The organism is Isoptericola sp. NPDC019571 (genome assembly GCF_044389385.1).
Taxonomy (GTDB): domain Bacteria; phylum Actinomycetota; class Actinomycetes; order Actinomycetales; family Cellulomonadaceae; genus Isoptericola; species Isoptericola nanjingensis.
The window spans coordinates 114,040-137,084 of record NZ_JBIRXZ010000006.1 but is presented as its reverse complement, the minus strand read 5'-3'; the positions used below and the strand labels follow the sequence as shown (position 1 = coordinate 137,084).

The following is a 23,045-nucleotide window of genomic DNA, read 5'->3' as shown; positions in this document are numbered from 1 at the left end:
GGCGCGGACGAGGAGCGTGCCGCCGCCGGTCGCCGGTGCGCTGGCGGCGGTCCTGGCCGTGGTCCTGGCGTCGTCGGGCTGCGGCGTCCTCCGCGGGACGGCACCCGCCGAGGAGGACGCTCCGGGCGCCGTCGACGCCCCGGCGCCGGAGGAGAGCCTCGCGGCGCCCGACGTCGACGTGTCGCTGCTGCCCCGGGAGCAGGTCGCGGCCACGCCGACGACGCGACTCGCCGACGGCCTGGCGCCGCCCACGAACCGGTGGTTCTCCAGCCTGGCGCTCGGCGACGCGCCGCAGCCCGTGTTCCCGGTGCCGCTCGCGGTCGCGCTGACCGGGGGCGGGTTCGCCTACGGGCTGCCGCAGGTGCAGGTGACCGAGACCTCGATCCTGGGTCCGTTCGACCCGCAGGTGGGCGCGGACGTCGGCGCCGCGTCGGCGGTGGTGTCGGAGTACGACGTCGCGTCCGTGACGGTCGAGCTGCGCGACGGCGCCGGGGCGGCGCTCGGGCACCTGCGGATCGTGGAGGGGTCTCCCGTGCTGCGGTACGTCGCGGCGACCGACCAGGACGTGGCGATGACCTCGGCGTTCACCGTCGCCGACGGCCGAGCGTCGACCGAGGTGCTCGACCGTGAGCACGTCCTCGTGGGTCCGGGCGGCACCGACGACCCCGGTGCCGGGCTCTCCGACGACGGGCGGGTGCTCACGCTCGCCGCGGGCGAGTCCGTCGCCTGGTTCCCGGTGCCGGACGGGGCGTCGGGCGCGTCGGTCGACACCCTCGTCGAGGCCGCCTCGCGCCCGGTGGCCGCGGTGACCGCGTCGTACGGCGCCGGCGACGACGGTGTGAGCACCGCGCTGACCTACGCGACCGCGGACGGGGGCCCCACGGCCGTCGTGCGCATGCCCCACCAGGCGGACTCCACGGGGGCCACCTGCGGCCTCGGCTCGTACGCGACCGTGCACGGGACGGTCGACGTCTGCACGGCGTCGACCCTGGGGTGGTCGAGCCCCGCGGTGGAGCCGGCCGGCGGGCTCGACCTGTCGGGCCTGGACGACGACGCGCGCGCGGAGCTCGCCGACCAGGTGCGTGCCGACGCGGCCGCTGTGGGGACGGGGGCCCTGGAGGCGCCGTCCGACACGTACTTCGGGGGCAAGGCCCTGGCCCGGGACGCCAACCTGCTCGGTCTGGCGGAGGGGCTCGGGCTGGACGGTGTGGCCGAGCCGCTGCGGTCGGGACTCGAGGAACGACTTCGGGAGTGGGCCGAGCCCGACGGCTGCGAGCACCGCGCGGAGCGCTGTTTCGTGCACGACCCGGTGCTGGCGACCGTGGTCGGGAAGGTGCCGGGCTTCGGTTCGGAGGAGGCAAACGACCACCACTTCCACTACGGGTACTTCTTGTACGCGGCGGGCGTCGTGGCGGCCGACGACCCGGCGCTCGCCGCCGACCTCGCGCCCGTGCTGGACCTGCTCGCCGCGGACGTCGCCTCGGGCACGGGGGTGGGCGGCATGCCCGCGCTGCGCGTGTTCGACGTCTACGCCGGGCACTCGTGGGCGTCCGGGTACGCGCCGTTCGCCGACGGCAACAACCAGGAGTCGGCGTCCGAGGCCGTCTCGGCCTGGAACGGGCTGGCCCTGTGGGCGCAGGCGACGGGGGACGCCGAGCTCGAGGAGCAGGCGCGCTGGATGCTCGGCGCGGAGGCCGCGTCGGCGCGCGCCTACTGGACCGACGTCGACCGGGACGACCCCGCCGTGGAGGGCTTCGGCCACCAGGTGACGTCGCTCGTGTGGGGCGGCAAGCGGGACTGGGCCACGTGGTTCAGCGCCGAGCCGAGCGCGATGCTCGGGATCCTCGTGCTGCCGGCACAGCCGGTCGCGACGTACCTCGGCGGGGACCCGGACCGCATCCGTGCCAACCTCGACGAGGCGCTCTCCGGACCGCGCGACGTCCCCGCGTCGTGGGACGTGATGTTCGGCGACCAGCTGCTCATGTACGCCGCGCTGGCCGGGCCGGAGGACGCCGCCGCGGCGCTCGGCGTCGCCCGCGACCTGCCCGAGGAGCGCATCGACGACGGGAACACCCGCGCATACCTCCTCGCCTGGCTCCTGGAGCACGCGTCCCGACCGCCGAGGTAGTGCGAACCTCCGCAAGGTCGTCCTGGGGCCCGCGAGGTGGTCGGATCCTTCGCGAGGGAGTTCCGGCCGAGACGGCCTCGAGGCCTCTTGCTCCCTCGGCGAGTTCTGGGCTACCTCGGCGCGATCGTGACCTCAACGTTGCAGACGCATGTTGACGGGTGAAGTCCCGGCCCCTACGGTGAATCCATTCAACGCGGGGAATCGCTTTCCTGCAGCGGGTCGGCGACGTCGCCGTCCCGGAGGCTGACCGGGCCGACGACGGCCCGGGCATCGACGGAGATGGGACCGGGCCATGGCACACGAGGGCGCGCGCGCGGAGGTGGCGGCGGCACGCACGGCGGCCCCCGCCGACGGCGGCGCCCGGCTCGAGCGATGGTTCGGCTGGGTCGACACGCTGGCGTTCCTGGGCCTGCTCAACCTCCTCGTCCTCGCGGGCACGCTGGCCGGGGGAGTGGTGCTCGGCGTCGCGCCCGCGCTCGCCGCGGCGACCGTCGTCAGCCGCACGCGGCTGCGGGGCGACACCCAGCGCGCCGTGCGCGTCTTCGTCCGCGCCTGGGCCTCCGGACTCGCCCGCGCCAACCTCCTCGCCGCGCCGGGCCTGCTGGCACTCGCCCTCACCGGGACGAGCCTGCTCCTGCTCGACGACGCGCCCGCGGTGCTCCGCGTCGCGCTCGCCGTCGTCGCGGGCCTCGGCGTCGTGCACCTGCTGCTCGCCCTGACGATGGACGCCCACTACGACCTGCGTCGCGGCGACGTGCCGCGCCTGGCCTGGACGTTCCTGCTGCGCGCCCCCGGGGCGCCCCTCCTGCTCGCGGCGACGACGGCGCTGGTCGGCGTCGTCACCGCGTTCGTGCCCGGACTCCTGCCCGTCGTCTCGATCGGCGCGTGGGCGTACCTGTGCACGGCCCTCTGCCTGTCCTTCTACGCCGCCAACGACCGCCGGCTCGGCGACCGGGCGGCGACCGACCCCCTCGACGAGTGAACGACGACGTGCACTCCGACGAAAGGAACAGCATGCGCACACGACGGCTGGCCCCCCTGGCCCTCCTCGCGGTCGGGAGCCTCGCGCTCGCGGCCTGCGGCAGCGGCGGTGGCGGCGACGGCGGCGGCGGTGGCGGCGGTGGCGAGGCGCTCGACTCGCTCTCGATCATGGCGCCGTACTTCTCCGCGACGCCGCCGGAGGACGACGACCCGGTGGGCGCGAAGCTGTCCGAGCTGGCGGGGCTGGACCTCGACATGCAGTGGGTGCCCAACGCGGAGTACGGCGACCGGACCAACGTGGTGCTGGCCGGCGACGAGATCCCCGACGTCATGGTCATCCAGCAGAAGAGCCAGGGCTTCGTGCAGACGGCGGAGGCCGGCGGCTTCTGGGACCTCACCGAGTACCTGGCCTCGGGCGACTACCCGAACCTCGTCACGGAGAACCCCGACGTCCAGGAGGCCTCGAGCGTCAACGGCAAGGTCTACGGCGTGTACCGGGCCCGCGACGTCGTGCGCACGTCCATCACCATCCGCAAGGACTGGCTGAAGAACCTCGGCCTCGAGGAGCCCACGAACACCGACGAGCTCATGGCGCTCGCCAAGGCGTTCACCGAGGACGACCCCGACGGCAACGGCAAGGACGACACCTACGGGATGATCATCCCCGCCTGGGGTGCGTCGATCGGCACGGGCAGCCCCTACGACGCCATCGAGACCTGGTTCGGCGCGGGCAACGTGTGGAAGGACGAGGGCGGCCAGCTGATCCCGTCGTTCACGACCCCGGAGTGGAAGCAGGCGCTCGACTACGAGAAGCAGCTCATCGAGAACGGCTACGTCAACAAGGACTACGCCACGATGGACGGCTCCACCCAGTGGAACGAGCCGTTCCTCAACGGCAAGGGCGGCATCATCATCGACGTCCAGTCGCGCGCGTCGCAGCTGGCGGGCCTGTTCAAGGAGAAGGACCCCAAGACGTACGACCAGTTCGTCGCGCTCCAGGGCAACATCGCCGGGCCGAACGGTGACTTCGCGCTCCCGACGCCGGGCTACAGCGGCTTCCTCGCCGTGCCGAAGGCGTCGGTGCAGACGGAGGAGCAGCTCAAGCAGGTGCTCACCGCGCTGAACGAGCTGAGCAGCACCGAGGGCCAGGTGCTGGAGAACAACGGCATCGAGGGCGACAACTTCACGGTCGAGGACGGCTTCGCGGTCAACGACGAGTCGAAGCAGGACTACACGGACCTGGTCAGCGGCTCGTGGGCCCAGATCGGCACCAACGTGGCCGGCTACGAGGCCTACAAGCCGAAGCCGGAGACGGAGTACGACGCCGAGCTCGAGCAGGAGCGCGTGGACCTGCAGGCCAAGGACCTCGAGAAGGCGGTCTTCAACCCCGGGGCGGCGCTCGTCTCCGAGACCTACATGACCAACGGCGTCCAGCTCGACCAGGTCATCGCCGACGCCCGCATCCAGTACATCAGCGGGCAGATCGACGAGGCGGGGCTCGACGCGGCGATCGCGCAGTGGAAGTCCAGCGGCGGTGACGCGGTCACGGCCGAGATGAACGAGCTCTACGGCCAGCTCGGCTGATCCCCTCCGGTGCGGGGCCGGGCCTCGGTGCCCGGCCCCGCACCCCGTCCGAGAAGGAGGCTGCGATGACCGCCGTCGTCGACGTCGAGCAGGCCGGCACGCCCGCGCCCGCCGCCCCTCCCGCGCCCCGCCGGCCGCACCGCGGCTGGGCCCGGGTGGTGCGCTACCGGTGGCTGCTGGTGATGATGCTGCCGGGCATCCTGTACTTCCTGCTGTTCCGCATCTGGCCGATGTGGGGCGCGCAGATCGCGTTCAAGAACTACGTGCCGTTCCTGGGGATCCAGGGCTCGGAGTGGGTGGGCTGGCACCACTTCCAGGAGTTCTTCTCCAACCCCGACTTCCCGCGGCTGCTGGGCAACACGCTGATCCTGGCCGCGCTGAGCCTGTTCGTGGCGTTCCCGCTGACGATCGTGCTGGCGCTGCTGCTCAACGAGGTCCGCCTGTCGGTGCTCAAGCGCACGGTGCAGACGCTGGTCTACATCCCGCACTTCCTGTCCTGGACGGTCGTGGTGTCGCTGACCGCGCTGCTGTTCGCGATCGGCACGGGCCCGCTGTCGTCCTTCCTGGACGGGCTCACCGGCACGGAGACCAACTACCTGGCCGACCCGGACTGGTTCCGTCCGCTGATCCTGCTGCAGACGATCTGGAAGTCCACCGGCTGGGGCACGATCATCTTCCTCGCCGCCCTGGCCAGCGTGGACCAGGAGCAGTACGAGGCCGCCGTCATCGACGGCGCGGGCCGCTGGCAGCGCACCTGGCACTTCACGCTGCCCGCCATCCGGCCCACGATCATCGTGATGCTCATCCTGCAGACCGGGGAGATCCTCAACACCGGGTTCGAGCAGATCTACCTCATGTCCAACGCGCTCAACCGCACCGTCGCGGACGTCTTCGACACGTACGTGTACTTCACCGGCATCCAGCAGGGCGCGTACTCCTACTCCACCGCGGTGGGCCTGTCGAAGGCGATCGTCGGGCTGGTGCTGATCTTCGGCACCAACTGGCTCGCCAAGCGCTTCAACCAGCAGGGGATCTTCTGATGGCCGCACCGCTCACTACCGTGCCCACCGTGCCGCCCGGCCGCGCCTCCCGGCGCGCGTCCAGGCCCTCCACGCAGCACCAGCGGTTCAACACCCGTGCGGGGCGCGCGTTCGACGTCGTCAACGTCGTGCTGCTCGTCGCCGTCGGCCTGCTGGCGCTGCTGCCGTTCCTGTACGTGCTCGCGGGCTCGTTCGCGACCGAGCTGGAGATCACCACGCGGCCGTTCTTCCTGTGGCCGCGGGACTTCACGACCGACTCCTACGCCTCGATCCTGTCCTCGGACGCGTTCGTGCGGGCCTTCGTCACCACCGTCGTCGTGACCCTGGTCGGCACGCTCGTCCAGCTCGCGCTGACGGCGCTGATGGCCTACCCGCTGTCGAAGGTCGACCTGCCCGGGCGGCGCACCATCATGACCGTCGTCGTGTTCACGATGGTGTTCTCCGCGGGCATGATCCCCACGTTCCTGGTGGTCAAGCAGCTCGGCCTGCTCGACTCGTACTGGGCGCTGATCCTGCCGATGGCGATCAACCCGTTCAGCCTGATCATCATCAAGAACTTCTTCCAGCAGCTGCCCCAGGAGCTGGAGGAGTCCGCCAAGATCGACGGCGCCCACGAGCTGCAGATCCTGCGGCACGTCGTGATCCCGCTGTCCAAGCCGGTGCTCGCGACGTTCGCGCTGTTCTACGCCGTCGGCATCTGGAACGACTACATGTCCCCGCTGCTGTACCTGAACGACCAGGACATGTGGACCCTGCAGATGTTCCTGCGGCAGGTCACCGCGTCGGCGTCGCTGTCCGCGCAGGACATGGGCGCCGAGCTGCCCCCGCCCGCGCAGGGCATCAAGTTCGCGGTGGTCATCGTGGCCACCATCCCCGTGCTCCTGGCCTACCCGTTCCTCCAGAAGCACTTCGCCAAGGGAATGCTCATCGGGAGCGTGAAGGGCTGACATGACCATCCACCTCGCGGGCGACTCGACCGTCGCCCCCACCGACCACGGCCGCACCTCGGGGTACCCGGAGATCCCGCTGCTGGGCTGGGGCGACGAGCTCGCGACGTTCACCGGCGACGTCGTGCGCAACCACGCGATCGGCGGCGCCACCACGGCGTCGTTCCGGGCCGAGGGACGCTGGGAGAAGCTGCTCGCGGAGCTGCGGCCCGGCGACACGGTGGTGATCCAGTTCGGGCACAACGACCAGAAGGAGCCCGACGAGCTCGCCGCCGAGGGCGGGTACACGGACCGGCTCGCGCAGTTCGTCGCGGAAGCGCGCGCGAACGGGGCGCGGCCCGTGCTGGCCACGAGCGTCGAGCGCCGCCTGTTCGACGGCGACGGCCCCGACGGCCCGCTGCGCTGGTCGCACGGCCCCTACCCGGCGGCGGTGCGGACGCTCGGCCACGAGCTCGACGTGCCGGTGCTCGACCTCACCGCGTTCACGCGCTGGCTGTACGGGTGGCTGGGCCGCGACGCCTCGGCCGCCCTCTTCCCGCACGGCGCCGCCGCGGCGGCGGGCCTGCCCGTCGACGAGAAGCTGGCCACGGACAACACCCACTTCACGACGGCGGGGGCGCGCGCCGTCGCCCGCTACGTCGGCGAGGCCCTGGCGTCGCTCGACGGCGTGCACGACGCCGAGGAGCCGCTCGGGGCGTGGGTGATGCAGCCGTGACAACGCCCGTGGTGGCGGGGACCTACCGCAACGCCCTGGCCGGTCCCGGCGACCTCGCCGGGTGGGTCGCGGAAGGCCCGGTCGGCGTCGAGCACCGCGACGACGGCCTGGTGCTGCGCAGCACGGCCGACGAGGCAGCGCTCGACGCCGACGGCCGCGGGGACCACGCGCACTTCACCTACTGGTGCCCGGACGTCTTCCCGGCGGACGTCGAGGTCGCGTGGGACTTCCGCCCGCTGGCCGGCGACGGCCTGGCGATGCTGTTCTTCGCCGCCACGGGCACCGACGGCCGCGACCTCTTCGACCCGTCGCTGGCCGAGCGCACCGGGTTCTACCCGCAGTACCACTCGGGGGACGTGTCGACGCTCCACGTGTCCTACCTGCGCCGCAAGTGGGCGGCCGAGAAGCGGTTCCGCACCTGCAACCTGCGCAAGAGCCCCGGCTTCCGCCTCGTCGCGCAGGGGGCCGACCCGCTGCCCGGGCCCGACGACGCCGACGGCCACTACCGCGTGCGCGTCACCAAGCGCGGCGCCGACGTCTCCTTCGCGATCGACGACCTCACCCTCTTCACGTTCCACGACGACGCGCCGCTGGGCGCCGGCCGGATCGGCTTCCGGCAGATGGCCCCGCTCGTCGCCCACTACCGCAACCTCGAGGTGACCCCGCTGTCATGACCACCGCCCCCGCCGCATCCCCGCTGACCGAGTCCGTCGAGACCCCGGACGGGGTCGACGTCCCGCTGCGCTGGCTCGACGACGTCGCGCCCGACCTCACGGTCGGCGGCGTCACCTGCGGCGTCCCGTTCCGCCCGGGCGTGGTGCGCGACGCCGCGGCGCTCGCCGTCGTGGACGCCTGGGGCCGCGCCGTCCCCGCGCAGACGTGGCCGCTCGCGACATGGCCCGACGGCAGCGTGAAGTGGTCCGGCGTCGCGCTCGGCGCGGCGACGCCGCCCAGCGCGTCGTACCGCGTGGTCGCCGCCCCGCTGGTCGAGCCGGTGGGGACCCAGGACGTCGTCCCGACGGGCTCGACCGACGGGGTGACGGTCGTCGAGCACGCGGACGAGGTGGTCGTGGACACGGGCGCGTGCACGGTGGTCGTGGGGCGTTCCGGCCCGGACGTCGTGCGGTCCGTGCGGGTGCGCGGCGTGGAGGTGGCGCGCGCGGGGCGGCTGGTGTCCAGCCGGCAGGACCGCCCGGAGCCCGACCACCGGGCGCGGCGCGAGTCGGTGGGCGTGGTGCGCGACGTCGTCGTGGAGCAGGCCGGACCGGTGCGCGCCGTCGTGCGGGTGACGGGCGCGCACCGCGACGTCGACCGGGCCCACGAGGACGGCGCGCCCGCCTGGCTGCCGTTCACGCTGCGCCTGGTGCTCGCGGCCGGGGCGCCCACGTTCCGGCTCGTGCACTCGTTCGTGTGGGACGGCGACCCCGAGCGCGACTTCCTCTCGTCGCTCGGCCTGCGATTCGACGTCCCGCTGCGCGCCGCGCACCACGACCGGCACGTGCGCCTCGCGGGGGCGGACGGCGGCCTCGTGCGCGAGGCGGTGCAGGGCGTCACCGGGCTGCGCCGGGACCCCGGCGAGGAGGTGCGCGCGGCCCAGGTGGCGGGCCGCGCGACGCCGCCGCTGGTGGAGTGGGACGAGCGGGTCTCCGGCCGGCTGCGGTGGGTGCCGACCTGGGAGGCCTGGTCGCTGCGGCAGCTGAGCGCGAACGGTTTCACCGTGCACAAGCGGACGGCCCCCGACCGGCCGTGGATCGACGTGGCGCAGGGCACGCGGTCCGAGGGTCTGGGCTACCTGGGGGACACGGGCGGCGGCCTCGCCGTCGGGCTGACCGGGTTCTGGCAGTCGCACCCGACCGGGATCGACGTCGAGCGCGCGACGTCCGATGTCGGGTCGCTCACGACCTGGCTCTGGTCGCCCGACGCCGTGCCGATGGACCTGCGCTTCTACCACGACGGCCTCGGCCAGGACACGTACGACGACCAGCTCGACGCCCTCGAGATCACGTACGAGGACTACGAGCCGGGGTTCGGGAACGCGCACGGCATCGGCCGCACGCACGAGCTCACCGTCACCGCGTTCGCCGGCACGCCCGACGCCGACGCGCTCGCGCGCCTCGCCGCGGGCACCGCCGTCCGGCCCCAGCTCGTGCCCGTCCCCGAGGCGCTGCACGCGGCGCGCGTGCTCGGCGACTGGGACCTCGTCGACCGCAGCACCCCCGGGCGGGCGGCGCTGGAGGACCGGCTCGCCACGATGCTCGACTTCTACGTCGGTCAGGTGGACCAGCGCTCCTGGTACGGGTTCTGGAGCTACGGCGACGTCATGCACGCCTACGACCCCGACCGGCACGTGTGGCGCTACGACGTCGGCGGCTACGCCTGGGACAACTCCGAGCTCTCCCCGGACCTGTGGCTGTGGACGTCGTTCCTGCGCACCGGCCGGGCCGACGTCTTCCGGCTCGCCGAGCGCATGACCCGCCACACGGGTGACGTGGACGTCTACCACGCCGGCCCCTGGCAGGGGCTGGGCAGCCGGCACAACGTGCAGCACTGGGGGTGCAGCGCGAAGCAGGTGCGCATCTCGACGCCGGCGTACCGGCGGCCGCACTACTTCCTCACCGGCGACGAGCACACCCGGGACCTCATGCTCGAGCTGCGGGACTCCGACCGGAACTTCCTCGGGCTCGACCCGACCCGCAAGGTGCGGCCCGACGCCGCCACGTACCGCCCGCGGCCCGAGGCGCTGGCGGTCGGGCTCGGCACGGACTGGAGCGCCCTGGCCGCCACGTGGCTCGCGGACTGGGAGGCGACGGGGAACGAGCGGTCGCGCGACCGGCTGGTCGGCACCATGACCGACATCGGCGCGCTGAAGCACGGCTTCTTCACCGGCGAGGCTCTGTACGACCTGGGCACCGGCCGGTTCGCCACCGACCGCGACCGCGTCACCGTCTCGCACCTGTCCGCCGTCTTCGGGCTGGTGGAGATCTGCTCGGAGCTGGTGTCGCTGGTCGACGCGGGCCTCGTCGACGCACCCGGCTTCACGGAGGCGTGGCTGCAGTACTGCCGCCTCTACCTCGCGACGCCGGCGGAGCAGGAGGCCGAGCTCGGCGTCGCGCCGTCCGGCACGAACCTCGAGCAGGCGCACTCCCGCCTCGCCGCGTACGCCGCGGCACGGCTCGGCGACGACGGCCTGGCCGACGTCGCGTGGCGCGCGTACTTCCGCGGCGGGGAGTTCATGGGCGAGGAGGCCTTCCACCCCGTGCCGGTGCTGCCGCCCGAGACCCTGGTGCGGATCGACGAGGCGCGGACGCTGTCCACGAACGACGCCGCCCAGTGCAGCCTCGCCACGATCCAGAACCTCGCGCTGGTGGGGCACCGGCTGCCGCGGGGGTGAACCGGGGGCGGTGCGGGCCAGTACGCTGTGCGGCGGCAATCTTCACCGGACGTTCACGGGCGAGCGACAGCGGTGAGCACGGCGGCCCGCACGCGGGCCCGACGGACGGAGCACCATGAGCCTCGGCTGGACCAAGCACGGCGACGGAAGGCACGTCGGACCCGGCGACGTCGTCGCCCCCGACGAGCGGCTGAGCTGGCCGCGCACCATCGGCATCGGCATGCAGCACGTGGTGGCGATGTTCGGCTCCACGTTCATCGTGCCGCTGATGACGGGGTTCTCGCCTGCCACGACGCTGTTCTTCTCGGCGATCGGCACGGCGCTGTTCCTGCTGATCACGCGCAACCGGCTGCCCAGCTACCTGGGGTCCAGCTTCGCGTTCATCGCCCCGATCCTCGCAGCGACGGCGTCCCACGGGCAGTCCGTGGCGGTGGGCGGGATCCTCGTGACCGGCATTGTGCTGGCCGCGGTTGGCGTCCTGGTGCACTTCGCCGGCGCCCAGTGGATCGACGTCGTCATGCCGCCGGTCGTCACGGGCACGATTGTCGCGCTCATCGGCCTCAACCTGGCTCCGGCCGCGTGGGGAACCTGCAAGGAGAAGGTCGTCGACGGCGCGATCGTCCAGACCTGCGACAACGGGTTCCGCGCGGCACCCCTGACGGCGACGGTCACCCTGGTCGCGATCATCCTCGCGACGGTGCTGTTCAAGGGCATCCTCGGGCGGCTGTCGATCCTGGTCGGCGTGCTGGTCGGCTACATCGCTGCGCTGCTCCTGGGCGAGGTGAGCTTCGCCAAGGTCGAGGCGGCCGACTGGTTCGGCTTCCCGCACTTCGTCACCCCGTCGTTCGAGCCGGCGGTGCTGGGCCTGTTCGTCCCCGTGGTGCTCGTGCTGGTCGCGGAGAACGTCGGCCACGTGAAGTCGGTCGCGGCGATGACGGGCAAGAACCTCGACGACGTCGCCGGCAAGGCCCTGTTCAGCGACGGCCTCGCGACGACGCTCGCGGGCGTCGGCGGCGGCTCCGGCACCACGACGTACGCGGAGAACATCGGCGTCATGGCCGCGACCCGCGTCTACTCGACGGCCGCGTACTGGGTGGCCGCCGCGACGGCCCTGCTGCTGTCGATGTCGCCGAAGTTCGGCGAGCTCATCGCCACCATCCCGGCGGGCGTGCTCGGCGGGGCGACGACGATGCTCTACGGCATGATCGGCATCCTGGGCGCCCGCATCTGGGTGCAGGGCAAGGTGGACTTCGGCAACCCGGTGAATCTCACCACCGCCGCCGTCCCGCTGATCATCGGCATCGCGAACTTCACGTTCTCCGCCGGCGACCTCACCTTCGAGGGCATCGCGATCGGCACCGCGTCCGCGCTGGTGATCTACCACGGCATGCGGGCGATCGCGCGGTGGCGCGGCACCGGCCAGGAGCCCGCATCGCCGGCGTCGGCTCCCGCGGCGGCCGGGACGACGGACTGACGCCAGCCCGGGTGGCCCGGTCCTACTTCTTGGACAGGGTCACCTGGGGGATCGGCGTGATCTCGTCGGCGGGCACGCACCCCTCGACGTCCTCCATCGGGGTCTCGGCGTTCAGCAGCACGCTGTCCTCGCTGAGCGGCGGGCTGTACTCCTCGCCGACCAGCAGGTCGACGGTGTCGCCCTTGCGGTCGTCGAGCACGAGGCGGACGTCGGGGTACTGGGCCGCGAGGGTGTAGGCGCGGGTGATGCCCTTGGTGCCGAACCGCACCTCCGACTGGCCCAGCTTCTCCACCCAGTTGCCGGTGTCGACGATCTTGAACCCGCGCTCGCTGAGGACGTCCTCGTTCGCGCCCGCGAGCGGCTCGCTGCCGTCGGCGGCGTTGTAGACCCGCACCTTGACCTTCGAGTACGGCACGGGCAGGGCGCCGTCGGGCTGGCCCTTGACCTGCGGCAGGCAGGGCTCGGGCTGCGGCGCCTCGGCGACCGGCGTGTAGATGGGTCGCGAGAACGGCGAGCTGAACGCGCCCGAGTACATCGCCGCGGCCGCCAGGCCCGCGAGCAGCAGGAACGCGATGAGGAGCCCGAAGACCACGGCCTGCCGCTCGTGCTCGCGCTTGCGGCGCGTCTCGCGGACCGGGTCAGAGGCAGGTGATGTCACGCGAAGAAACTACCCGAGTTCGAGGGATCGTTCGCGGGAGCGCCGCCGGTCGTGGCGGGAGTCACCGGAGCACGAGGACCCGGGCGTGCAGCACGGGCCGCTGCTGGAGGGCGGCCCGCACGGCGCGGTGCAGACCGTCCTCGAGGTACAGCACGCCCTGGTACTCGACGACGTGGGCGAAGAGGTCGCCGAAGAACGTCGAGTCCTCCGCGAGCAGGTGGTCGAGGTCCAGCGTGCGCTTCGTGGTGACGAGCTCGTCGAGACGCACCTGGCGAGGCGGCACGTCCACCCAGTCCTTGGCGGTGACGTGCCCGTGGTCGGGGTAGGGACGGCCGTCCCCCACGGCCTTGAAGATCATGGCTGCCATCGTAGGGGCGGGCCTGTGACCGGCCGCCTCGTTGCCTCGCGATACGGACACGATCCCGTCACGATCCCGTCACGGGCGGGCCCCGTGGGGGCCCGTGCCGTGCCCGGGAGGACGGGCCTGGTCACGGCCGGGGCGCTGTGGCACGCTGGGACCGACAGCAGCGTGGGAGCGCTCTCATCATGCGGGCGCCGATCAAAGGAGATCGCCGTGGTCCTCGGTTCCTCTCGTCGTCCCTCCACCCCGACGGCGGTCCGGTCGGTCGTCGTCCTCGCCGCGGCCGCGGGCCTCGCCCTCGGCGGGCTCTCGGCGTCGGCGGCGCCGCCACCGCCCCCGGACCCGCAGCTGTGGGTTGACCCGGACAGCTCGACGATCGGTCACGTCGAGGAGCTCGGCCTGACGGGGGACGCGCGCGACGACGCGCTCGCGCTCGCGGGCGTGCCCTCCGCGAGCTGGTTCACCGGCGGTACGCCGCGCGAGGTGAAGCAGGACGTCAAGGACGTCGTCGTGCACGCGCACGCCGACAAGGCGGTCCCCGTGCTGGTCGCCTACAACCTGCCCTTCCGCGACTGCGCGCAGTACTCCGCGGGCGGTGCCACGTCGCTCGCGGAGTACACCGCGTGGATCGACGGGTTCGCGCGCGGGATCGGGAACAAGCAGGCGATCGTGGTCCTCGAGCCCGACGGGCTCGGCATCATCCCCTGGTACACGACCGTCGACGGCAACCAGGAGTGGTGCCGGCCGGCGGAGGCGGACCCGGCCACGGCCGCCGCGGAACGGTTCGCCATGCTCAACCACGCCGTCGACACCCTCGGCGCGCTGCCAGGAACGAAGGTCTACCTCGACGCCGGCAACAGCAAGTGGCTCAACGTCGGAGACAACGCCGACCGCCTCCTCAAGGCGGGCGTCGACCGGGCGGACGGGTTCTTCCTCAACGCCTCGAACTACCAGTACACCGAGAACTCGGTCGCGTACGGGCGGTGGGTCTCGTCGTGCCTCGCGCTCGTCACCCAGGCGGGCGGGGCGTTCGGCGACTGCGGGAACCAGTACTGGAACGGCGGCCCGGCGAACGGGTGGTCGGGCGTGGAGATGTCGCCGTACGGGCGCTGGTCCGCGGACGCCTCCGACCCGGCGCTGAGCACGGCGGGGGTGGACTCGCGGTACGCCGAGCAGCTCGGTGACGTGCGCGCCACGACGTCGTTCGTCGTCGACAGCTCGCGCAACGGGCAGGGGCCGTGGGACCCGGCGACGTCCGAGAACGTGTACTCCGACGCCGAGGACTGGTGCAACCCGCCCGGCCGCGGGCTGGGCCTGCGACCCACGCTGGACACCGGCGAGCCGCTGGTCGACGCCTACCTCTGGATCAAGGTGCCGGGGGAGTCCGACGGCCAGTGCTTCCGCGGCACCGGCGGGCCGCTCGACCCCGAGCGAGGCATGGTGGACCCGCCCGCCGGGCAGTGGTTCGTCGAGCAGGCGGACGAGCTGGTCGAGCTCGCGGTGCCCGCCCTGTCCTGACCGCCGCTACCGGCGCAGCTCCACCAGGTGCCGGGCCGAGTGCGCGACGAACGGGCCGTCGGCCCGGATCCGTTCGTGCAGGTCGCGCAGCTCGGTCCGGTACGCGTCGACCGTGAATCCCGGCACCATCCACACCACCTTGCGCAGGAACCAGACGACGGCGCCGACGTCGTGGAACTCGATCCGCAGGCGCTCGGCCCGCAGGTCGACGAGCTCGAGCCCGGCGGCGCGGGCGGCGGCCATCTCGTCCTCCGGGTCGCGGCCGCGCCGGACCTCCTCGGGCTGGGGGCCGAGGAAGAGCGCGACGAGCTCGAAGACGCTCGCCGGCCCGACGTGCTGCGCCAGGTACGTCCCGCCCGGACGCAGCACGCGCGCGATCTCCGCCCAGCGGGGCACGACCGGGTGCCGGCTCGTGACGAGGTCGAACGCGCCGTCCGCGAAGGGCAGGGGCGGCGAGCCCGGTCCGCCGTCGTCGTGCGCGACGACGGCCACGCCGCGCGGGTGCAGCAGGCGGGTGGCGGCCGCGACGTTGGGCGGCCAACCTTCGGTGGCGACCAGCAGGCGGGGGAGCGTCGGCGCGGCGGCGAGCACCTCGCCCCCGCCCGTCTGCAGGTCGAGCGCGGCGTCGACCGTGCCGAGCCGCTCGTGCAGCAGCTGGGAGAAGCGCCAGCTCGGGCGTTCCTCCGTGGCGCGGCCCTCCAGCCAGGAGAAGTCCCAGCCGGACATCGGTGCGGCGTCGGCCTCGGCGACGAGCTCGTCGAACGTGCGGTCCATCCCGCCATCCTCGGACGCCGACCAGGCGGTTGCTACCGAAATAGCCCGCGACGAGGGCGGATACCGGTGGCAACCGCGTGGTCGGCGCGGGCCGGCCTCGACGACGACGGGCCCGGGACCACTCTCGTGGTCCCGGGCCCGTCGGTCCGGCGGAGGATGGGGGATTCGAACCCCCGAGGGCGTGAACCCAACACGCTTTCCAAGCGTGCGCCATAGGCCGCTAGGCGAATCCTCCTGGAGCGCGACCCGCATCCTGCGCGGGCAGCCCCAGAAGAATAGCCGACACCCTGCCGTGGCTCCGAATCCTGCCGGGGTGACGGCGGTCTCTACCCTGTCTCCGCCGTGTCGCTGCCGCCGGTTTCGGGACGGGGCGGGGTCTCGGTTAGGCTGTCGTGCAGACCCCTCGTGCGGCACCATCTCGCCGAACTCCCCCAGGGCCGGAAGGCAGCAAGGGTAAGTGAGCTCTGGTGGGTGTGCGAGGGGTCCTTCACGTCAGACCCGGCCCTCGCAGCGTCGCGAGAGTGCCGCGGGTCACAGAATCCACCATGCGGACGGAGAATCGTCCACTGCATGAGATTTCCCGGCGGTCGGCTTGGTGAACCGGGCAGCGGGTGGTCACTCTGAGGGCATGCCCCGCATCGCTCCCGCAGCCACCTCGACCGCGCGCACACGCCGTCGCGGCGAGATGTGCCGCGTCGTGATGACGACGGGCCGCATGACCACCTGCCGAATGTGCGAGCTCGGCTGACGCCTCCCCGGCATCGCCCGACGACGTCGTCGTCGCCCCTCCCCGGCCTGCCGGGGAACCCCGTTCTCTGCCGCCTCGAGCTGATGGCCGTGGCCGCCGCACCCACCCCGCTCTCTCACCGGCGCCGTACCCGGCGCCCGCCCGGAAGGACCCACCCGTGTCCCGTACCACCCGCAACCGCCTCCTCACCGTCACCGCGATCGCCGCGGCCGCCACGTTCACGCTGTCCGCCTGCGGCGGCGGCTCGGGCAACGCGGAGGGCGACGGCACGCTCCGCATCGGCGTCGTCGGCGCGTCCGACGACAAGTGGGCCGTCTTCACCGACAAGGCGAAGGAGGAGGGCCTCGACATCGAGCTCGTCGACCTGCAGGACTACACGCAGGCCAACCCCTCCCTCTCGCAGGGCGAGCTGGACGCGAACCAGTTCCAGCACCTGCAGTTCCTCGCCGGCTACAACGTCGACGCCGACGACGACCTGACGCCGATCGGCGCCACCGCCGTCTACCCGCTGGGCCTGTACTCGGAGAAGCACACCTCCCTCGAGGAGATCCCCGCCGGCGGCGAGGTCGCCGTGCCGAACGACCCGACCAACCTGGCCCGCGCGCTCCTCGTGCTGCAGGACGCCGGCCTCATCGAGCTCAAGGACGGCGGCAGCGCCGTCTCCACCGAGGCCGACGTGCTGCCCAGCTCCAAGGTCACCGTCACCCCGGTCGCGGCCGAGCAGACGCCGATCCAGCTGAAGTCCGTGGACGCGTCCATCGTCAACAACGACTTCCTCGCGGACTCGGGCCTCGACCCGGAGTCGGCCCTGTTCCAGGACGACCCCGACTCCGACGCCGCCGCCCCGTACATCAACGTGTGGGTCGCGCGCGCCGAGGACAAGGACGACCCGGACCTGAAGAAGCTGGTCGAGATCTCGCACTCCGACGAGGTCGTCGCCGCCGAGCAGAAGCAGTCCGGCAACACCGCTGTCATCAAGGACAACTCGCCCGAGGAGCTGCAGGAGATCCTGTCCGGCCTCGAGGACGACATCCGCAACGCCTCCTGACCCGACGACGGCCGGGGAACGCGGGCCAGCCCGCGCGCCCCGGCCGTCGTGCCGGGCACGATGGACGGCAGACCGGTCGGGCGGGCGACGGGCAGACCAGTGAGGACGAACAGGTGAGCGACAACACGGCCGGACCGGCCCCCGGGACGCCGGCGATCGAGCTGCGCGGGGTGTCGAAGACGTTCGGCGAGGGCGACCGCGCGGTGCACGCCGTCGACGACGTGTCCCTCACGGTCCGCGCGGGCGAGATCTTCGGCGTCATCGGCTACTCCGGCGCGGGCAAGTCCACGCTGGTGCGCCTCGTGAACGCGCTGGAGACCGTCACGGCGGGCACCGTGCTCGTCGAGGGCACCGACCTCACCGGACTGCCGGAGCGCAAGGTCCGCGGGATCCGCGCGCGGATCGGCATGATCTTCCAGCAGTTCAACCTGCTGAGCTCGCGCACCGTCGCGGGCAACGTCGCCTACCCGCTCAAGGTGGCGCGCTGGCCCAAGGAGAAGCGTGCGGCCCGCGTGGCCGAGCTGCTCGAGTTCGTCGGGCTGTCCGACAAGGCGCGCGCGTACCCGCGCCAGCTCTCCGGCGGGCAGAAGCAGCGCGTGGGCATCGCCCGTGCCCTCGCGACGTCGCCCACCATCCTGCTCGCCGACGAGGCGACGTCCGCCCTCGACCCCGAGACCACCCGCGACGTGCTCGCCCTGCTGCGGCGCGTCAACGCGGAGCTCGGCCTCACCATCGTCGTCATCACGCACGAGATGGACGTCGTGCGCTCCCTGTGCGACCGCGTCGCCGTCATGGAGCACGGCAAGGTGGTCGAGGTCGGCGACGTGTACGACGTGTTCTCCGCGCCCAGCGCCGACGCCGCCCAGCGGTTCGTCGGCACGTCCATGCACGACCGGCCCTCGCCCGACGCGCTCGCCCGACTGCGCGAGCGCCACCCCGGGCGCCTCGTCACCGTCGGCGTGCGGGAGGGCGCGAGCTCCGGCACCGAGCTCTTCCGCCTGCTGCGCGAGCACGAGGTGGACGGCTCCGTCGTCTTCGGCGGCATCAGCGAGGTCGGCCAACGGCCGTTCGGCTCGCTCACCGTCGAGCTCGTCGCGCCCGACGACCGCATCGCGGCGTTCCTCGCCGCGCTGCGCGAGCGCGCCGAGGTCGTCGACCTGGGCACCGCTGCGCGGCCGGTCGACGACCCGCGTGCGATCCGCGCCGACCGCGCCCCGCAGGGCGACACCTCCGCGGCGCCCGACGACGAGCTCGGAGATCCCTACCGCGAGGCGCGTGATGCGGTCACCCGCCACGGCTTCTTCGGCAACCTGGGAGGTCGCTCATGAACCGCGACTGGTCCACCCTGTGGCCGCTGCTGTGGGAGGCGTTCGGCCAGACCCTGCAGATGGTCACCATCGCCCTGCTCACGGGCGGCATCGCCGGCCTCGCGCTGGGGCTCGCGCTCTACGTGACCCGGCCGGGCAACCTGCTGGCGAACAAGGCCGTGTTCGGCGTCCTCAACGTGGTCGTCAACATCGTGCGCCCGATCCCGTTCATCATCTTCGTGACGCTGCTCGGGCCGGTGACGCTGCAGGTCGTGGGCACGACGCTCGGCACGGAGGCGTTCATCTTCCCGCTGTCGGTCATGACGGCGTTCGGGACGTCGCGGATCGTCGAGCAGAACCTCGTCGGGATCGACCCGGGCGTCGTCGAGGCGGCCCGCGCGATGGGGGCGTCGTCGTGGCGCATCATCACGACCGTCCTCGTGCCCGAGGCGCTCGCCCCGCTGATCCTCGGCTACACGTTCCTGTTCATCGCCGTGCTCGACATGTCCGCGATCGCCGGCCTCATCGGCGGCGGCGGGCTCGGTGACTTCGCCCTGCGGTACGGCTACCAGCGCTACAACTGGATGGTCGTGCTGGTCACCGTCGCGGTGATCATCGTCATCGTGCAGGTCGTGCAGTGGGTGGGGAACCGCCTGGCGCGCAAGGTGCTGCACCGCTGACGCCCTCGACGTAGCACCTGGTGGCGGTTCGACGGCCTGAATCGTCACCAGGTGCTACGTCGAGAGCACGCGCGGACCGGCCTGTGCAGCGGCCTCGTCGGTGTCGGCTGCGGCGTCTAGGGTTGGGCGGGTGACGACAGCCCTGTACCGCCGCTACCGGCCCGAGACGTTCGCCGAGGTGATCGGCCAGGAGCACGTCACCGCACCGCTCATGCAGGCCCTGCGCAGCGGGCGCGTCAACCACGCCTACCTGTTCTCCGGGCCGCGCGGGTGCGGCAAGACGACGTCCGCCCGCATCCTCGCGCGCACGCTGAACTGCGCGCGCAACACCCCGGAGACCCCGCTCGACACCCCGTGCGGCGAGTGCCCGTCGTGCGTCGAGCTGGCGCGCGGCGGCCCCGGCTCTCTGGACGTCGTCGAGATCGACGCGGCCAGCCACAACGGCGTCGACGACGCGCGCGACCTCCGCGAGCGCGCCACGTTCGCGCCCGCCCGCGACCGGTACAAGATCTTCATCCTCGACGAGGCGCACATGGTGACGCCGCAGGGCTTCAACGCCCTGCTCAAGATCGTCGAGGAGCCGCCGCCGCACGTGAAGTTCGTCTTCGCGACGACGGAGCCGGACAAGGTGATCGGCACCATCCGGTCGCGCACCCACCACTACCCGTTCCGGCTCGTGCCGCCGGACGTGCTGGGCCCCTACCTCGAGCAGCTCACCGCCGCCGAGGGGATCGAGCTGGGCGGCGGCGTCGTGCCGCTGGTGACCCGCGCGGGCGGCGGCTCCGTGCGCGACAGCCTCTCCGTGCTCGACCAGCTCATCGCCGGCGCGACCGACGGGGTCGTCGAGTACGACACGGCCGTCGGCCTGCTCGGCTTCACGCACGCCACCCTGCTCGACGACGTCGTCGACGCCCTCGCCGCGGGCGACGGCGCGTCGATCTTCCGTGTGGTCGACCAGGTGATCGCCACCGGGCACGAGCCGCGGCGGTTCGTCGAGGACGTGCTGGAGCGGCTGCGCGACCTCATCGTCATCGCCGTCTCCGGCGACGCGGCCGAGGCCGTGCTGCGCGGCCTGCCCGCCGACCAGCTGGAGCGCATGCGCGCCCAGGCGGGGCGCCTCGGCGTGTCCGAACTGTCGCGCGCGGCCGACCTCGTCAACGCCGCGCTCACCGAGATGACCGGAGCCACGTCGCCCCGGCTGCACCTCGAGCTGCTCTGCGCGCGGCTGCTGCTCCCCGGCGCCGACGACGGCACGGAGGGGCTCGCCGCACGCATCGAGCGGCTCGAGCGAGGCAGGATCGCCGCCGGCGACACGCCCGTGCCGGCCGCGCCGCGCGCTGACCGGGACGTGGCCCCGACGCCCGCCCCGCAGCCGTCCGCGGGCGGAGGCGGCGGGCTGAGCGGCGCTGCCGCCGCACGGGCCGCCCTGCAGGCGAGCCGGCGTCCGGTCGCCGAGCCCGAGGGCGCCGCGGAGCCGGAGCCCACGGTGCCCCAGCCCGTTGCCGAGCCCGAGCCCTCGGTGGTCGAGCCTGTCGAGCCCTCCGCGACCGTCGAGCGCGGGCCCGCGGTGGACGAGCTCGTCGAAGCCCCCGCGACTGTCGAGCCCGAGCCTGCGGTGGACGAGGCCGCAGAGCCCGACGAGCCCGACGAGCCCGACGAGCCCGACGAGGCCGCAGAGGCTGCCGAGTCCGACGGGCCCGACGAGGTCGAAGAGCCTGCCGAGTCCGCAGCGCCCGCGCCGGTCGAGCCGGTCGAGGCCACTCCGTCCACCGAGCCCGCGCCGTCCGCTCCCGCGAGCGCCGTCACCACCGAGGTGGTCCGGCGGCGGTGGCGCGAGGTCCTGACCGCCATCCAGAGCCCACAGGCCGCCGCGTTCCTTGGTGAGAACGCCCAGGTGAAGAGCCTGGAGGGCGACGTGCTGCGCCTCGGGTTCGCGCCGGCCGTCGTCGGGCTGGCGCGCCGCGGACGGCCGGAGACCATCTCGGACGCCGTCTATCAGGCGCTGGGTATCGCCGTGCAGGTCGAGATCGTCGAGAACGAGGCCGGCCGGCGTCCGCGGGAGGCCGGCAGCGCTCCGGCCCCGTCCGACCCGGGCGCCGACGCCGCCGAGGAACCCGACGACTCCGGGCGGCCCGCCGACCCCGCGTGGCCCGACGTCCCCCCGCCCGGCGAGGGGCGCTCCGGTGGGGGCGGCGGCGCCACGGCCGGCGGCCCGGGCCCCGGAGCCGGCCCACGCCCGTCCGCCACCACGGTGGCGGCGACCGGGTCGCGCCCGGCCACCGCCGTCGCCGTCGTCGACCCGCCGGCGCCGTCCGCTCCGCGCGCGACGCAGGGTGCCCCGCGGACCCCGCAGCCGCAGCAGCAGGCGAGACAGGTCGCCTCGGTCGACGAGGCCGACGCGGCCTGGCTCGCCGGCGTCTCCCTGCACGAGCCCCCGCCCGACGACCTCCCCGAGCCGCCGCTGGACGAGCCGGTCGCGGCCCCGGTGGCCCGACCCGTCGCGCCGCCGCGACCCGCGCCCGAGACACCGCCGGTCGCGAGCGCGCCCGCGGCCGCCCCGGCGTCGTCGTCCCCGCCCGCCCCCGCGGTGCCGCCCGCGCGCGAGACCCCGCGGCAGGCCGCCGAGCGTCGGGTGCGCGAGGCGCAGCAGTCGGAGGGCCGGTCGTCCCGGGCGTCCGCGTCCGGAGGGAACCCCGCGGACGACGAGCCGTCCGCCGACGACCCCGACATCGCGTCCGCCGGGCTGGTCGGCGTGCAGCTCGTGGTGCAGGTGCTCGACGGGAAGGTCATCGAGGAGATCGCGGAGCAGCCCTGACATGACCGGCCACACCACCACCGACGGCACGACCCGCACCACCACGCTGCACATCGTCGCGGCCGTCATCGTGCGCGACGACGGCCGCGCGCTGCTCGTGCGCAAGCGCGGCACGACGGCGTTCATGCAGGTGGGTGGCAAGATCGAGCCGGGCGAGGAGCCCGTCGCCGCGCTCGTGCGGGAGTGCGCCGAGGAGATCGGCCTCGTCGTCGACCCGGCCGCCGTCGGCCCGCTCGGGCGCCGGACCGCCGTGGCCGCCAACGAGCCGGACCACGTGGTCGACGCGCACGTCTTCGAGGTCGCGCTCCCCGCCGGGTTCGCCGTCGAGACGCGCGCCGAGCTCGCCGAGCACGTCTGGGTCGACCCGGCTTCCCCGGTCGCGCCGCACCCGCTCGCGCCGCTGTCCGCGGACCTCATGACCGACGTCGCCGCACGCCGCCCGGCCGGATGAACGACGTCCCGCGCCGCGGGGCGATCCACCACGTCGAGCTCTGGGTGCCCGACCTGCCGCGCGCCGTGCGTTCCTGGGGCTGGCTCCTCGGCGAGCTCGGCTACCGGCCGCACCAGTCGTGGGAGCACGGGCGGTCCTGGCTGCTGGGCGACGGCTACGTCGTCGTCGAGCAGAGCCCCGCGCTGACCGCGGCAGCCCACGACCGGCGTCGGCCGGGCCTCAACCACCTCGCCCTGCACGCCGGGTCGCGCGCACAGGTCGACGCGCTGGCTGCCGCCGCACCCCGGCACGGCTGGACGCTCCTCTTCCCGGACCGGCACCCGCGCGCCGGCGGCCCCGACCACTACGCCGCCTATCTCGAGGACGCGGACGGCTTCGAGGCCGAGCTCGTCGCGGGCTGACCGCCCCGGACCGGTACTACCTCG

At 73.3% G+C, this 23,045-nt stretch carries 19 protein-coding genes, 1 tRNA gene and 1 other RNA gene; 17 read left to right on the top strand and 4 right to left on the bottom strand.

The features are described from left to right. The first annotated feature begins 16 nt into the window (after positions 1-16). The 9 genes from ACH443_RS12580 to ACH443_RS12540 all read left to right on the top strand — a co-directional run bounded on the left by ACH443_RS12580 (position 17) and on the right by ACH443_RS12540 (position 12,260). Entirely contained in the window at positions 17-2,128 is a 2,112-nt protein-coding gene (locus ACH443_RS12580) for a glycosyl hydrolase (protein WP_430590498.1), read from the top strand. 292 nt (positions 2,129-2,420) lie between these two features. After that, complete coding sequence (locus ACH443_RS12575; RefSeq protein WP_430590497.1) at positions 2,421-3,110, top strand: DUF624 domain-containing protein; 690 nt, start codon at positions 2,421-2,423, stop codon at positions 3,108-3,110. Positions 3,111-3,142: 32 nt separating this feature from the next. After that, the gene (locus tag ACH443_RS12570; protein ID WP_430590496.1) at positions 3,143-4,693 is read left to right on the top strand and encodes an extracellular solute-binding protein; all 1,551 of its coding nucleotides are present in this window, start codon (positions 3,143-3,145) and stop codon (positions 4,691-4,693) included. A 65-nt stretch (positions 4,694-4,758) separates the two neighbouring features. Continuing rightward, positions 4,759-5,733: an ABC transporter permease gene (locus tag ACH443_RS12565; RefSeq protein ID WP_430590495.1), complete on the top strand. Its 975-nt coding sequence runs from the start codon at positions 4,759-4,761 to the stop codon at positions 5,731-5,733. Further along, on the top strand, positions 5,733-6,680 hold the full coding sequence (locus ACH443_RS12560) for a carbohydrate ABC transporter permease (RefSeq protein ID WP_430590494.1): 948 nt from the start codon (positions 5,733-5,735) through the stop codon (positions 6,678-6,680). Before ACH443_RS12565 ends, ACH443_RS12560 begins: the two co-directional genes overlap by 1 nt. 1 nt (position 6,681) lies before the next feature. Then, positions 6,682-7,395, top strand: a complete 714-nt coding sequence (locus ACH443_RS12555) for a rhamnogalacturonan acetylesterase (RefSeq protein WP_430590493.1) — start codon at positions 6,682-6,684, stop codon at positions 7,393-7,395. Continuing rightward, on the top strand, positions 7,392-8,069 hold the full coding sequence (locus ACH443_RS12550) for a DUF1961 family protein (protein ID WP_429766578.1): 678 nt from the start codon (positions 7,392-7,394) through the stop codon (positions 8,067-8,069). Before ACH443_RS12555 ends, ACH443_RS12550 begins: the two co-directional genes overlap by 4 nt. After that, positions 8,066-10,786 carry a Tat pathway signal sequence domain protein gene (locus ACH443_RS12545; protein WP_430590492.1) on the top strand — a complete coding sequence of 907 codons (2,721 nt, stop codon included), beginning with the start codon at positions 8,066-8,068 and terminating at the stop codon, positions 10,784-10,786. The genes ACH443_RS12550 and ACH443_RS12545 overlap by 4 nt, the downstream gene beginning before the upstream one ends. A 115-nt stretch (positions 10,787-10,901) precedes the next feature. Further along, a complete protein-coding gene (locus ACH443_RS12540) occupies positions 10,902-12,260 on the top strand; it encodes a uracil-xanthine permease family protein (protein WP_429766585.1) in 1,359 nt (452 codons plus the stop codon). A gap of 22 nt (positions 12,261-12,282) precedes the next feature. Here ACH443_RS12540 and ACH443_RS12535 read toward each other — a convergent pair whose 3' ends face one another. Both ACH443_RS12535 and ACH443_RS12530 read right to left on the bottom strand, forming a co-directional pair. After that, complete coding sequence (locus tag ACH443_RS12535; protein WP_430590491.1) at positions 12,283-12,918, bottom strand: LytR C-terminal domain-containing protein; 636 nt, start codon at positions 12,916-12,918, stop codon at positions 12,283-12,285. A 61-nt stretch (positions 12,919-12,979) separates the two neighbouring features. Further along, positions 12,980-13,276: a type II toxin-antitoxin system VapB family antitoxin gene (locus ACH443_RS12530; RefSeq protein ID WP_380320948.1), complete on the bottom strand. Its 297-nt coding sequence runs from the start codon at positions 13,274-13,276 to the stop codon at positions 12,980-12,982. Positions 13,277-13,492: 216 nt separating this feature from the next. Here ACH443_RS12530 and ACH443_RS12525 point away from each other — a divergent pair, with 216 nt between their 5' ends. Beyond that, positions 13,493-14,797 carry a glycoside hydrolase family 6 protein gene (locus ACH443_RS12525; protein ID WP_430590490.1) on the top strand — a complete coding sequence of 435 codons (1,305 nt, stop codon included), beginning with the start codon at positions 13,493-13,495 and terminating at the stop codon, positions 14,795-14,797. Between the two features lie 6 nt (positions 14,798-14,803). Here the strand turns inward: ACH443_RS12525 and ACH443_RS12520 are convergent, their stop codons facing one another. After that, positions 14,804-15,571 (bottom strand): class I SAM-dependent methyltransferase, encoded by a 768-nt coding sequence (locus ACH443_RS12520; protein ID WP_430590489.1) that lies wholly within the window; start codon positions 15,569-15,571, stop codon positions 14,804-14,806. A 150-nt stretch (positions 15,572-15,721) separates the two neighbouring features. Beyond that, positions 15,722-15,806: transfer RNA gene (locus ACH443_RS12515), tRNA-Ser, on the bottom strand. Between the two features lie 159 nt (positions 15,807-15,965). Between ACH443_RS12515 and ffs the strand changes: the two genes are divergently transcribed. From ffs to ACH443_RS12480, 7 genes are all read left to right on the top strand, one after another. After that, an RNA gene (gene ffs, locus ACH443_RS12510) (signal recognition particle sRNA small type) lies at positions 15,966-16,062 on the top strand. 414 nt (positions 16,063-16,476) lie between these two features. After that, positions 16,477-17,367 carry a MetQ/NlpA family ABC transporter substrate-binding protein gene (locus ACH443_RS12505; protein WP_430557306.1) on the top strand — a complete coding sequence of 297 codons (891 nt, stop codon included), beginning with the start codon at positions 16,477-16,479 and terminating at the stop codon, positions 17,365-17,367. Between the two features lie 113 nt (positions 17,368-17,480). Beyond that, positions 17,481-18,695, top strand: coding sequence for a methionine ABC transporter ATP-binding protein (locus ACH443_RS12500; RefSeq protein WP_430590488.1), 1,215 nt, complete (start codon positions 17,481-17,483; stop codon positions 18,693-18,695). Then, positions 18,692-19,354: a methionine ABC transporter permease gene (locus tag ACH443_RS12495; protein ID WP_430557304.1), complete on the top strand. Its 663-nt coding sequence runs from the start codon at positions 18,692-18,694 to the stop codon at positions 19,352-19,354. Before ACH443_RS12500 ends, ACH443_RS12495 begins: the two co-directional genes overlap by 4 nt. Before the next feature lie 130 nt (positions 19,355-19,484). Further along, on the top strand, positions 19,485-22,169 hold the full coding sequence (locus tag ACH443_RS12490; protein ID WP_430590487.1) for a DNA polymerase III subunit gamma and tau: 2,685 nt from the start codon (positions 19,485-19,487) through the stop codon (positions 22,167-22,169). A 1-nt stretch (position 22,170) separates the two neighbouring features. Next, complete coding sequence (locus ACH443_RS12485; RefSeq protein ID WP_430557302.1) at positions 22,171-22,620, top strand: NUDIX domain-containing protein; 450 nt, start codon at positions 22,171-22,173, stop codon at positions 22,618-22,620. Then, on the top strand, positions 22,617-23,021 hold the full coding sequence (locus ACH443_RS12480) for a VOC family protein (RefSeq protein WP_430590486.1): 405 nt from the start codon (positions 22,617-22,619) through the stop codon (positions 23,019-23,021). Before ACH443_RS12485 ends, ACH443_RS12480 begins: the two co-directional genes overlap by 4 nt. The last annotated feature ends 24 nt before the right edge of the window (positions 23,022-23,045 follow it).